Genomic DNA, 12,522 nt, shown 5'->3' with positions numbered 1-12,522 from the left:
CACCGGCAGCGGATCGACATCGCACTATGTCCCCGGATTTTGTTTCGTGTCAATGTTTCTGCGGCCGGCTCCCACCACCGGCCGAGTATTCGACGCTTTCGGCGATTATTCCGCACGGCAGCGCCGGCGGGGGCGGCCCCGCCGGCGCGTTCCGGCGTCCCGCGAAGCGGTCAGCCGGCCAACCCGAAGAAAGTGATGGCGGCCGCGGCCATCCCGGCCGCGGGCAGGCTGTGCCCGGCGCCCTGGATGCTGTAGGCCTCCACCCGGACCGTGCCGGCGCTGTCGGCGTAACGGCGGCGGTTCCAGCCGGCCTGGGGCGTGTCGGACGAAGTCGGCGTCTGGCTCAGGCCGAACACGTTGGTCCACTGCTCGATTTCCTCCTGCAGCAGCGAATACGGCACGAGCGTGTCGGCGGTGCCGTGCCACAGCTGGACCCGCGGGCGGGCGCCGGTGTAGCCGGGGTAGGCCTGCCGGACGGCGTCACCCCACTGCTGGGGCGTGCGGTTCATGCTGCCGCCGGTGCACTTGCTGCTCCACGGCGGGAAGTCGGCGGCGTTCGCGAAGCAGCCGAAGGGCACGCCCATGAACGCCGCACCCGCTTTGAACACGTCCGGGTAGAGGGCGAGCATCTCGTTGGTCATCATGCCGCCGGAGGACGAACCCGTGGCGAAGACGCGGTTCGGGTCGCCGCCGTAGCGCTGCTCGGCGTAGGTCACCATCGACGCGATCGAAACCGGGTCGCTGCCGCCGCCGCGCCGCTTCGCCGCGTCGGACCAGGTGTCGAAGCACTTCCCGAAGCCGGCCTGCTGCTGGGCGCTCGGGTAGATGACGAGGAACCCGTACCGGTCGGCCAGCGAAGCGAACTCGCTGCCGGAGTAGAAGCCGGGCCCCGAACCGCCGCAGCCGTGCATGGCGACCACGATCGCGGGATTGGCCGGCCGGGTGTCGGGCACGTAGACGTGCATGCGCATCCCGCCCGGGTTGTTCCCGAAGCCGGTCACTTCCACCAGCGATGCGGCCGCCGCCGGGGCCGGCGCCACAGCTCCGGCGGCGGCGATCAGCAGGGTGCTGGTCAGTGTCACGAACGCCGTTCTGAATCCACTCATCGGTGACCTCCGGTCGGCGAAGCCCCCTCGCGAATGAGGTTAGGCAGATCGACAACGACCGTCAACGATTCATCAAATATCTGCGTCGACCGATAGTTTCGAACTCCGAGAACACCCGAGAAAGTGCGACAAATGGATGATGATCGCTAGCGAAACGGTGAACAAATCTCCACGGTAGGTTGGAGCCCGGCGATCAGGCGAGGAGGCGGCGCATGCTCGAAGCGGCCGGCTGGGCGGAGGACGAGGGTGTTCCGGGCGTGCGGCCCGAAGCCCTGCTGCTCACCCTCTTCGGCGACCACGTGCTGGACCGCGGGATCGCCGTGTCCACCGGCGGGGTCATCGCCGCGCTCGACCGCCTCGGCGTCGGCGAACACGCGACGCGGGCGACGCTGAGCCGGATGACCCGCCGCGACCTGCTCCGCACCGTCCGCCGGGGCCGCCAGGCCTTCCTGGCCCTCACCGGGCACGGCACAGCCGTGCTGCGCGACGGGCAGCGCAAGCTCGACGGCGACGTCGTCGAACGGCACTGGGACGGCCGGTGGACCCTGCTGACGTTCTCGGTGCCGGAAACCCGCCGCGCGGACCGGTACGCCCTGCGCACCCGGCTGGGCTGGTTCGGTTTCGGGCCGCTGCGCAGCGGGCTGTGGGTCTCGGCCAGTGCCGCCGACATCGCGCCGGCGCTGGCCGAACTGGACCTGCTCGACCACGCCGAAGTGTTCCGCGCCGAACCGTTCATGTGGACCGATCCCGCGCGGATCGCCCGGGAAGCCTGGGACCTGCCCCGGATCGCGGCCGGCTACGAGCAGTTCCTCCGCCGGTGGTCCGGCAGCGCCGGCGACGAGCTCGGCGACGCGCTGTCCCGGCGCATCCGGCTGGGCGCGGAATGGCTGCTGCTCATCCGCCGCGACCCCGTCCTGCCGCCCGCGCTGCTGCCGCCGGACTGGCCGGGCACGCGCGCCGCGGCGTTGTTCCGCACCCTGCGTCACCAGTGGACGCGGCCGGCCGAGGAACAAGCCGGCGAACTCCTGGAGTCGCTCGTCGAGGAATGAGGCCGACGGCGGTTGCCACGTTGCATGCCACGTTGCAAACTGGGAGCCCCGCCGTCCCCTGCCCCGGAGGTCAAAGGTGACCGACTTCGATCGACGCGACGTGCTGCGTGCCCTCACCGCGCTGGGGGTGACCGGGGTGACCGCGAGCCTGTTCGGCGGCACCGCCGAAGCAGCCGGCACGAGCCCGCTGGACCTGGAGTTCTCCGTCGCGGAGCAGTTCCGGCCGTTCGACCTGATCGCGCCGAAGTTCGTCCAGCTCGACACCGCCGCCCGGCCGGGCCGGCTCGTCAAGACCGGCATCCGGCCGAAGGCGCCTTACGGGACGGTGACCGTGCAGGTGCGCGACGACCGCGCCCCCGTCGTCGCCGGGCTGGCCGGGGACGGCGTTTCGGTGCTCGGCACCTACGACGCCGCCGCGGGACAGGCCGGCATCGAGATCACCACCCCGGCCGGCACCACCGTGGTCAAGACCGCTCCGGCGGACCTGCGGGCGCCGTTCGGCTTCGCCGTCGTGGTCAACGAGAACGCCGTCACGGTGCTGGCCGACCGGGGCACCGGCTGGCAGCCGCTGCTGACCGAGCGCGACCAGGTCCGCGCCCGCATCGACCTGCGCGACCCGGCGGTGCTGGGCCGGCTCGGCTACGCCTACGGCAGCCGGGGGCCGGCGCGGCTGGGCCGGGTCCGGGCCGGGTACTTCGGCCAGGCCGGCGTCCGCGACCCGCACGTGGTGCAGCACGCCGACGGCCGGCCCTACATCCGCCACGGCAAGCTCTACCTGACCATGACCAACGCCGGTCTCGGGTTCTTCCAGCAGGCGCACTGGGCGGTGTGGACGCTCGACCTCGCCGACCCGACGAGGCTGGAGCAGGTGGCGACGCTGTTCTTCGCGCGCGACGGCGTCGTGCTCGGCGACCACGCCGGCCAGATCGTCCGCGACGACGAGCACGACCGGTTCATCCTGCTGATGAGCTCCTGGGGCGACTTCGCCTTCACCGGCGTCCACGTGCGCCACACCGTCACCCGCGCCGACGTGCTTTCGGGCGTCCACGTCCTGCCGACCGAGCAGCTGGCGCTGCCCACGACGGTGAGTTCGTGGGACCCGGCGCTGACGAAGATCGACGGCCGCTGGCACCTTGCGTTCGTCGAAAGCCCCGCCCAGCAACCGGCGTTCGTGTTCCACCCCGCGCTGGCCGCCGCGCCGCGCGGCGCCGACTACGACCACGGCTTGACGCTGCTGGGCGCCGACACGTCCGTCGACCAGACCGAAGGCACCATCCTGCAGCGGGTGGGCGGCCGCTGGTACCTGTTCGCCAGCGACGGCGACGCCCGCGAATACCCGATCTACGACCTGAAGCTGCGCAAGCTCGGCACGCTGAACGCGCCTTACGGCACGAACATCCCGCACCCGATGCTGGTCCGCATCGGCAACCGCTGGTGGATGCCGACATTCGACGGCACGCAGTACGCCGAGGACGTCCTCGGTTATGGCGGCCACGGCGACTTCATCCTGATGCAGACGCACTAGCCGGACCACACCGGATTCTTTCCGCATTCGCCGCCGAAAAAATTTGGCACACCCACCCCATTCGACAACTATTGATCACCTGTTTCAACGCTTTTTACACCGGTCGGGTGAGTGAGATTACGACACCCGATAGCCGTGTTATTCTCGATGCCGCGCCGACGGGCAGCCGAGCCGGTTCGAGGGGCCGCCGGGATTTATCGCATCGTGACCGGGGGGCGTATCTGCCGGGTCGCGCGCCGACCTTCCCGACAGTGGCAGCGGTTCCGGCAGCAGGCCGGCCGCACCGGCTCGAGGGAGCGAAGCATGGTGGTCCGATTCGATCCGCCGGAACCGCAGCGGCCCGGGGACCCGGGTCCCGGCACCCCGGGGTTCGTACCCGCGATTTCCCCGGAACTGCTGGACCGGCACGGCGGCCGGGTGCTCGACCCCGACGTGAACGTCGTCGAAGGGTGGCCGGTGCGCGGCGGCCGGTACCGGCCCACGGTCTACCGGCCAGGCGTGCTGCTGGTCCCCGCCGAAATCTGGGAGGCGAAAAACAGCGCGATCAACGACGTGCTCGGCCAGATCGAGCTGCGCGCGGAAACCCCGGAAATCCTGCCCTCGCGCGCGCCCGTCCGGATCGCGCTGCGGCCGCGGGAGGACGGCATTTCCGTGTCCGTCGATTCCTGGCGCGCGCTGCAGCACCTGCGGGCCTCGGTGCCGCCGCCGGACGTCGACGGCGAGCCGGACGCGGACCGCCAGGGGGCCGCGCTCACCCGGGCCGACGTGCTGCGGTGCTCGCTGGAACACCTCATCGCCACCACCGACGACACGCTGGTGCTGAAGCCGTGGGCGATCAGCGACACGCCGGCGACGAACTCGCTGCGGTCGTCGTTCCGCGGCCGGTTCCCGGTGGTCCTGCCCGGCGCGGCGCCGCACCGGGAGCCCGCCGCCCGCCGTCCGGTGATCGCCGTCGTGGACAGCGGCCACGCCGCCCACCCGCTGCTCGACGTCCACGAAGCCGGTCCGGGCAGCCCGTTCGCCGACCAGTTCGTCACCGTGTCCCCGGACATCCAGGACGAGATCGCGCGGAACCACTCCGCCGGCGCGTTCCCGGCCACCCGGATCATCGAGGGGTACACCGACGCCCCGGAATCCACCGAACCGCTCGTCGGCGCGCTCGAGGACGCCTACGGGCACGGCACCTTCATCGCCGGCCTCATCCGCCAGGCCGCGCCCCGGGCCCGCGTCCTCGCGATCCGGGCGGTGCACAGCGACAAGATCGGCTACTCGGGCGACGCGTTGACGGCGTTGCACGAGATTCTGGCCCAGGTGATCGACGCGCAGGACAACGGCCGTCCGGAGCGGATGGTCGACGTCGTCTCGTTCTCGGCGGGGTACTACGACGAATGGGACGGGACGTCGGCGCTCATCGAGGTGGTGGACGGGCTGATCGGACGCGGTGTCGTGGTCGTGGCCGCCGCGGGCAACGAATCGACCGCCCGGCCGTTCCTGCCGGCGGCGCTGGCCGACCGGCCCGGCGACCCGGACGGCGGCCCGCAGGTCATCGGGGTCGGCGCGCTGAACCCGGATGGCAGCAAGGCCCTTTTCTCCAACGAAAACCGGTCCGTGACGGCGTGGGCCAGCGGCGTCAACGTGGTCAGCACCTACCCGCCGGCGGCCGACGGTTCGGAAACGCCGGAACGCGCGGTGCCCGGATTGGACCGGTATTCGCTGGATCCGGACAAGTTCACCGGTGAATACGCCGTGTGGAGCGGCACGTCGTTCGCGACGCCGCTGGTCGCCGCCGAAATCGCGAACCGGCTGCTGCGGGTCGGGGAAGAGCGGGCCGAGCTCGCGCTGACCCGAGTGGACCGGGACACCACCGTCGAACGCGCCCGCGCGGCGCTCCCGGAGATGCCATGAGCACTGCCGAAGCCGGCCGGTCGCCGGCGAATCCCCTCGACCACGACCGGGTGGCCGCGGTCTTCACCGCCGCCCGCGCCGGGGACCACCGGGCGTTCGACGAGCTGATCGGCCTGCTCACCCCGCTGCTGTGGAACGTCGCCCGCGCCCAGGGCCTCGACCGGGACCGCAGCGGCGACGTCGTCCAGTCGGCGTGGCTGCGGCTGCTCGGCTCGCTGGAGGAGATCCGCTCCCCGGTGGCCCTGACCAGCTGGCTGGTCACCGTGACCAAGCGCCAGGCGTGGCGGACGCTGGCGCAGAACCGGGCCGAGCTGCCGGTCGACGAGCGGTGGTTCCCCGTCCGCGAAGACGCCACTCCGGGCCCGGAACACCGCGTGCTGACCGACGATCGCCGGGCGCGCCTGTGGGAGGCGGTGAACCGGCTGCCCGAGCGGTGCCGCCGGTTGCTGCGCATCGTCGCGTTCGTGCCGCGGCCCGACTACGACGAGGTCAGCGCCGCGCTCGGGATGAAGAAGGGCAGCATCGGCCCGACCCGGGGCCGGTGCCTGAGCCGGCTGCGGTCCCTGCTGGCGGACGGGGACTGGGCGTGATGCCGGAGCCGGCGACCGCGGAAGAGCACGAGCTGCTGGCCGACCTGCGGCAGCTGTGGGCGGACGCCGACCCCGTACCGCCGTCGCTGACCGGCCGGATCCGCTTCGCGGTGCGGCTGGCGAACCTGGAGTCCGAGCTGACGTCGATGCCCGTCCTGCTCGAGGTCGCGTCGGTCCGGGGAGACGGCGGCACCCGGGTGCTGACGTTCGAACGGGACGGGCTCGCCGTGCTCGTGAACGTGACCACCGGCGAACCCGGCACCGTCCGGGTGGACGGCTGGCTCGCCCCGCCGGCCGCGCACGAAGTCGAGCTCCTGACGACGGCCGGCACGCGGACGACGCGGTGCGACGGGGACGGGCGCTTCGTGATCAAGGCCGCGCACGCCGGCCTGGCCCGGCTGACGGTCCGGCCCGCCGGGGACGGCCGCCGGGTGGCCACCCCGGTCATCGACCTGTGACGGCGCAGGCGCTTCCGGAGCTCGGCGACCAGGTGCGGGCGCTGCAGCAGCGGGCGGTCGAGGCGACCAACAACGGACGCCCGCTGGCCGGACGGCGCCTGCTGCTCACCGCGCTGCGCCGGCTCGGCTGGGCGTCGCCGGAAGAGCCGCCGGCGCCCGGGCCGGACCGGCTCGCGGCCCGGGTGCTGACCAGCCTGGCCGGCGTGGAGGTCGTGCTCGGCCACAGCGAGCACGGCTTCCACCTGCTCGACACCGCCGCCGCGGCGGTCGCGCCGGAAGACCGCGGCGTCCTCCTGCAGCAGCGGGGCCTGCTGCTGGTCCTCGTCGGCCGGATGGGCGAAGCGCTGCCGTACCTCGACGATGCCATCCCGCTGCTCCGCCGCGCCGGCGAAGAAGTCGTCCTGGCGAGGTCGCTGCTCAACCGGGCGCTGCTGCACCAGATCGCCGGGCGGGTGCGCCCGGCGATGGCCGACCTCGGCCAGTGCGCGGAAATCGGCGGCCGGTACGGAACCGAACGCGCGCTGGTCGCCAAGGCGCGGCACGGCCGGGGCCAGTGCCGCGTCCTCACCGGGGACATCCCGGGCGCCCTGCGGGACTTCGACGCGGCCGGCGCCGTCTACGCCGAGCTGTGCGCGGAAATGCTGGGGCCGCTCGGGGTCGACAAGGCGCGGGCGTTGCTCGCCGCGGGACTGCCGAGCGAAGCCGCCATCGAACTCGATTCGGCGCTCGGCCTGTTCGCGGTGTCCCGGCTCGACCAGGAACACGCCGAGGCGGAGCTCACCCGGGCGCGCGCGGCGCTGGCGACCGGCCGGCCCGCGGAGGCCCGGAAGTGGGCGGCGCGGGCCCGGCAGCACTTCCGGCGGCGGGGCAACGAAACCTGGGCCGCGGTCGCGACGCTCACCGTGCTGCGCGCCGATTTTGCGGCCGGGCGGCGGATGGCCGCCGTCGCCGCGGCCACGGCGGCGCTCGCCGACCAGCTGAGAGCGCTGGGCCTGCGCAACGACGCCGAAGCCGCGTCGCTGCTGTCGGCACGGGCGAACATCGCCCGCCGGGAGATCGCCCGCGCCGGGGACCAGCTGTCGGGGCGGCTCGGGGCCGGCGCCCCGCTGACCACCCACCTGCTGCGCAACCTGGCGCGGGCCGAGCTGGCGATGGCCAAGGGAGACCGCCGGGGCGCGTTCGCGAACGCGCGCGCGGGCCTGGACCGCCTGGACGCCCACCGCGTCCGGTCCGGCAGTTTCGACCTGCAGACCGGCGCCGGTTCGCTCGGCGACGAGCTCGCCAGGACCGGGCTCACCGCGGCGCTGGGCACCGCGGACCCCCGGGTGGTCTTCCGCTGGCTGGAGCGTTCGCGGGCCCGGGCGTTCCAGGTCCCGGCCGTGCGCGCCCCGACCGACGAGCGCACCCTCGACGCCGTCGCCGAGCTCCGGCACCTCGCGCACGAGGCGCGCACCGCCGAGCTGGCCGGGCGGCCCGCGACCCAGGCCCGGCGCCGGTGCCTGGCGCTGGAGCGGGTGATCCGGGCCCGGGACTGGCAGACCGGCGGCGGGACCGGCCGGCACGCCGACGCGTCGTTCACCGACGTCGCCGCCGAGCTGGCCGGCGCGGGCGGCGTCATGATCAGCTTCCTGGCCGACCGGGCCGGCTTCAAGGCGCTGGTGCTCGACGGCAGGCGGCCGGCGCTGGTCGCGCTCGGGGACCCGGCCACGGTCGCCGAAGCGCTGGCCCGCCTGCACAGCGACCTCGACACCCGGTGCGGGCGCCGGCTGCCGCACGCGATCGACGAGGTCGTGCGGGCGTCCCTGCGGCGGCAGCTCGCCGTGCTGACCGAGCAGCTGCTGACCCCGCTGGCGGCCGCGATCGGCGACGCGGACGTCGTGATCGTGCCGAACGGGCCGCTGTCCACCGTGCCCTGGGGCCTGCTGCCCCCGCTGCGGGGCCGTCCGGTGACGGTGAGCCCGTCACCGTCCGCCTGGCTCACGGCCCGGCGCGGCGCGGCCGGTGCGCCGGCCGGCAAGGTCCTGGTCGTCGCGGGCCCGGCCCTCGACCACGCACCCGCCGAAGCGAGCCGGATTTCCGCGGTGTACCCGGAAGGCACCCTGTTGACGGGCGCGCGGGCGACGGTGGACGCCACGCTCGGCGCGCTCGAGGACGCGACGATCGTCCACTTCGCGGCCCACGGCCACCACGAACCCGAGAACGTGCTGTTCTCCCGCCTCGACCTCGCGGACGGGCCCCTGATGGCCTACGACGTCCACCGGCTGGCCACGGCCCCGCGGCACGTGGTGCTGTCCGCCTGCGACGTCGGCCGGTCGGTGGTGCGCCCGGGCGACGAGTTCCTGGGTTTCACCGCGGCACTGCTGCATTCGGGGAGCCGCACGGTGGTCTCCAGCGTCGCCCGCGTCGACGACCAGGCGGCGGTCGAGGTGATGTACGCGTACCACCGGGCCCTGGCCCGCGGGGTTCCGGCGCCCCGCGCGCTGGCCGATGCCGGCCGGGGGGAGCACTTCATTCCCTTCGTTTGTTTCGGCGCCTGAGCTTCAGGTTGCGGCTGGGGCGGCTGCGCGCCGATCGAGGGGACCGTGGCCGGGCGGTCCGGCGCTGCAGCCGGTGGTCCGGGCGCGCCGACTGTCCTGATCAGCAATCGTCGCGCGGCGGGATTCGTTGGTGCGCCCCGGGTTCCGCCCGGCCGCGCAGCCCGGTGCCGGGGCAGGCGACCGGCCGTGCCGCCTGCCCCGGCACCCCTCAGTGCCGCGCAATCCGTTCGCCCGCAGCGAAATCCGTCATCCCATCGCGAAGACGATCACCCCGCCGGATCACCGGTTGGACGCGATGAAATAGACGACGACACCGATCAACGCGAGCACCTCGCTCAGCACGAAGGTCGAGTAGCCGAGGGTTTGCAGTTTCCCGCGCGCTTCCGGCTGCCGGGCGGTACCATTGATGACGGCGGCGAAGATCAGGCCGACACCGATTCCCGGACCGATCGCCCCCAATCCGTAACCGATGGCGGCGAGGCCGGGGTTGATGTTGACAGCCTGGGCCAGAACTGTGTCAGTCATGGACTTTCCCCTTCACATCGGTCCACGCGCACGCTCGCGTGGAACAGCGGCTCGTGCGTCACACCGGAGATGGGCGAGGGCGTCAAAATCGGAGACGGTCGTCGAATGGGCAGATCGCGCCGGCGAGCGGGATTTGTCGGTAATCGAGTGGTCCGATCACCGACAGGATATCACGGCGAATCGGGAACCGCCGCCGGAAAGCGGACACGTGGGCTCGGGCCGGGTCCATGCTGGAGAGGTGCACTGTCCATTGTGGCCGGACGACGCCGGCGAGTTCGGCGCGGTGGCGACCGACGGGCGACGGGCAACGGGCGACGGGCGACGGGCGACGGGCGACGGGCGACGGGCGACGGGCGACGGCCAGGATCCTCCGGGGCGGTGCGATGCGGGGCGAGCGATGCCGGGGCCATGCGATGCGAGGCTCGCGATGACGGGGCCATGCGAGGCGGGCGATGCCGAAGCCATGCGAGGCGGGCCCGGCCGGGCCGGGCGAACACGGCCGCCGCCGCCGCCGTCGCGGGCGATCCGCGCATTCGCGGACTCGTCGACCGGCGCCACAGCCGACCGACTCCCCCGCTCCGAGGACACACCCGCGAAGCCGGCCCGGCCCGGCCCGGCTCCGTGAATTCTCAACGAAGCACGCCGCCGACCCGGCCACGTACCGACCGGCTGGTACGTCCACCGCAACCCGGCTCGGCCGCGAACGCACCGGCGCGACCACCCAGCAGAGCGCGCTCACTCACCGTCACCGAACCGTCGCGATCCCGGCCCGCCACGATCGCCCGTTCCCGCCCCGGCGACAAGGCACCAAAGCGGCACCGGGTCGAATCCCACCACGCACCCGCCTGGCCCACGACCACCCGCAGACCGCGTCCGGGAGCAGTTCCCGAGGCCTTTGCCGAGGTAGCCCGAGTGGCGCTTCCCCGCCGAATGCAACCGGCCCCCGTTCACGCCCGCGGAAAAACGCAGGCGAAAAAACCAGGCGATCGATGTATCCAGCGTTGACCCCTGCAGATACATTCCCGACCGGGAAATCCCCGAATGGGGTAAGCACGCCGTTTGCCGGGCCGTCGGCACCCCGGCCGCCGGTGCGTCCGGCCGCCGTCCCCGGCCGGTCGCCGACGGGCTCCGGGCCCGGTGGATCGGCAGGTCCAGGACCCCCTACCGATAAGCCCTCAGCTTGGGTTCGCGCCGTAATGACCTGCTTGCCGATCGTACAAGTACGGGGGCGGATGCCGCCGGCACCGAGGACCCTACCAGCGTAGATCAGAACCCTCTGTCGGAGTGCTGACACCACCATTAATGGTGGTGCTAACACCACCATGACTCGCGATGTCCGAATACACGCCGAGCCAAACCGTCCACCTGCTGATACTACTGACGAGTTAGGCGTTTCACTGGTCCGAACGGAGGTACCTAAGCCACCGCCCCTCTGCCACTATCTTGCGCAAAATACATCTTCGGGTGGTCCGGCCGATAAGTATCGGGCTGCCCGAATCTGGGGGTCGATCGAAGTGGAAATTGAACTGCTAGGCGCCATGGAAATAAGATCGAATGGGAGAATTTACTCGATACGCGCGAAGAAAGTGCGTACCTTACTGGCGATGATGGCTCTGTCGCCGGGCCGCCCGGTGTCGTACGAGCAACTGGCGGACGAGCTCTGGGGCCCGCGGTCACTTGCCAACTCCCGCAACGCACTGCAAGCGAATATCGCACGGCTGCGGCGGCTTTTCAAGCCGATCACCGACGCGAGCGGGGAGGAGATCGTCCGGACGACCTACAGCGGTTACCAGCTGGAGGTGCCCGCCGACGCGATCGACTCGCACCGGTTCCTCGAGCTCGCGCGGCGCGGCACCACCCTGGTCGCCTCGGCACCGCACGAAGCGACCGGGATCCTCCGCGAGGCCTTGGTGCAGTGGCGGGGGCCGGCACTGATGGACGTGCAGGAGGGGGTGCGGTGCCGGGCCGCGGCCACGCACCTGAACGAGCGGCGGCTGGCCGTCCAGGAAGACCTGATCGCCGCGCGGCTGGCCACGGGCGAACACCACGACATCGTGCACGAACTGCGGCTGCTGGCCAGCGAGAACCCGGGACGGGAGCGGCTCAGCGAGCTGCTGATGATCGCCCTCTACCGGACCGGCCAGCAGAGCGAAGCGCTGTCGGTGTTCCACCACACCAGCAAGTGGCTCGGCAGTGAGCTCGGTCTTTCCCCTGGCCGGGCGCTGCGTCAGCTGTACCAGGCCATCCTGGTCCAGGACGGCATGCTGGACGCGACCACGCTCCGCTGAACCACTCCGCTCCACCGAAGTTCCACCCCACCGCAGGGACGGCGCGACCACCGGCCGTCCCTGCGGTGCGTCTGCCGCCCTCTCCGCAATGGACACCCTCCGGGCTCATCCGCTCTCCTTCCGTGACCGCCGGGCATGATCTTGGCGCACCGGGATGACCAACGGCTGACGGTTCACCGACGCCCCGCCTTCGTCAGCGGTCGGTCAGAGTGCGGTCATCTCCGCTGGCTAGTTTCCGGGCCAGGCCGAAGTTCGTCCGAAAACCGGTACAGGAGTGGTCATGACAGCGGCAGTGTCCGAGCGCAGGGAACAGATCCGCGCGATCGTCCGCGAGCACCTCGAACTCGAAGACGGCGAGCTCACCGAGACGAGCAACTTCATCGAGGACCACGAAGCCGACTCGCTCACGCTGATGGACGTCCTCGCGGCGCTGGAGAAGGAGTTCGGCATCACGATCGACCAAGCGCAGTTCCGCCGGATGACCGACCTGGACAGCGCCTACGAGGTCGTCGCGGAATCCGCAGGCTGGTAAGGGAATC

At 72.0% G+C, this 12,522-nt stretch carries 10 protein-coding genes; 8 read left to right on the top strand and 2 right to left on the bottom strand.

Features of this window, described 5'->3' with window-relative positions; genetic code table 11:
- Positions 1 to 170 precede the first annotated feature (170 nt).
- Complete coding sequence (locus tag Q5425_RS34260; RefSeq protein WP_308676503.1) at positions 171 to 1,106, bottom strand: PHB depolymerase family esterase; 936 nt, start codon at positions 1,104 to 1,106, stop codon at positions 171 to 173.
- 212 nt (positions 1,107 to 1,318) lie between these two features.
- Between Q5425_RS34260 and Q5425_RS34255 the strand changes: the two genes are divergently transcribed.
- The 6 genes from Q5425_RS34255 to Q5425_RS34230 all read left to right on the top strand — a co-directional run bounded on the left by Q5425_RS34255 (position 1,319) and on the right by Q5425_RS34230 (position 9,170).
- The gene (locus tag Q5425_RS34255) at positions 1,319 to 2,155 is read left to right on the top strand and encodes a PaaX family transcriptional regulator C-terminal domain-containing protein (RefSeq protein WP_308676502.1); all 837 of its coding nucleotides are present in this window, start codon (positions 1,319 to 1,321) and stop codon (positions 2,153 to 2,155) included.
- A 76-nt stretch (positions 2,156 to 2,231) separates the two neighbouring features.
- Positions 2,232 to 3,680: a hypothetical protein gene (locus Q5425_RS34250; protein WP_308676501.1), complete on the top strand. Its 1,449-nt coding sequence runs from the start codon at positions 2,232 to 2,234 to the stop codon at positions 3,678 to 3,680.
- 303 nt (positions 3,681 to 3,983) lie between these two features.
- Positions 3,984 to 5,585, top strand: coding sequence for a S8 family serine peptidase (locus Q5425_RS34245; RefSeq protein ID WP_308676500.1), 1,602 nt, complete (start codon positions 3,984 to 3,986; stop codon positions 5,583 to 5,585).
- On the top strand, positions 5,582 to 6,175 hold the full coding sequence (locus tag Q5425_RS34240; protein ID WP_308676499.1) for a sigma-70 family RNA polymerase sigma factor: 594 nt from the start codon (positions 5,582 to 5,584) through the stop codon (positions 6,173 to 6,175). Before Q5425_RS34245 ends, Q5425_RS34240 begins: the two co-directional genes overlap by 4 nt.
- Positions 6,175 to 6,633, top strand: coding sequence for a hypothetical protein (locus Q5425_RS34235; protein WP_308676498.1), 459 nt, complete (start codon positions 6,175 to 6,177; stop codon positions 6,631 to 6,633). The genes Q5425_RS34240 and Q5425_RS34235 overlap by 1 nt, the downstream gene beginning before the upstream one ends.
- Positions 6,630 to 9,170, top strand: coding sequence for a CHAT domain-containing protein (locus Q5425_RS34230; protein WP_308676497.1), 2,541 nt, complete (start codon positions 6,630 to 6,632; stop codon positions 9,168 to 9,170). Before Q5425_RS34235 ends, Q5425_RS34230 begins: the two co-directional genes overlap by 4 nt.
- Positions 9,171 to 9,449: 279 nt before the next feature.
- Here the strand turns inward: Q5425_RS34230 and Q5425_RS34225 are convergent, their stop codons facing one another.
- Positions 9,450 to 9,695, bottom strand: a complete 246-nt coding sequence (locus Q5425_RS34225) for an ATP F0F1 synthase subunit C (RefSeq protein WP_308676496.1) — start codon at positions 9,693 to 9,695, stop codon at positions 9,450 to 9,452.
- A gap of 1,538 nt (positions 9,696 to 11,233) precedes the next feature.
- On the opposite strand from Q5425_RS34225, the gene Q5425_RS34220 reads away from it, so the two are divergent.
- Together Q5425_RS34220 and Q5425_RS34215 are read left to right on the top strand one after the other, a co-directional pair.
- A complete protein-coding gene (locus tag Q5425_RS34220) occupies positions 11,234 to 11,983 on the top strand; it encodes an AfsR/SARP family transcriptional regulator (protein WP_308676684.1) in 750 nt (249 codons plus the stop codon).
- A gap of 280 nt (positions 11,984 to 12,263) precedes the next feature.
- Complete coding sequence (locus Q5425_RS34215) at positions 12,264 to 12,515, top strand: acyl carrier protein (protein ID WP_308676495.1); 252 nt, start codon at positions 12,264 to 12,266, stop codon at positions 12,513 to 12,515.
- The last annotated feature ends 7 nt before the right edge of the window (positions 12,516 to 12,522 follow it).

This window comes from Amycolatopsis sp. A133 (assembly GCF_031082405.1).
In the GTDB taxonomy this organism is placed as follows: Bacteria; Actinomycetota; Actinomycetes; order Mycobacteriales; family Pseudonocardiaceae; genus Amycolatopsis.
Note: the sequence above shows the minus strand (reverse complement) of the source record. Positions and strands in the feature narration are given on the sequence as shown.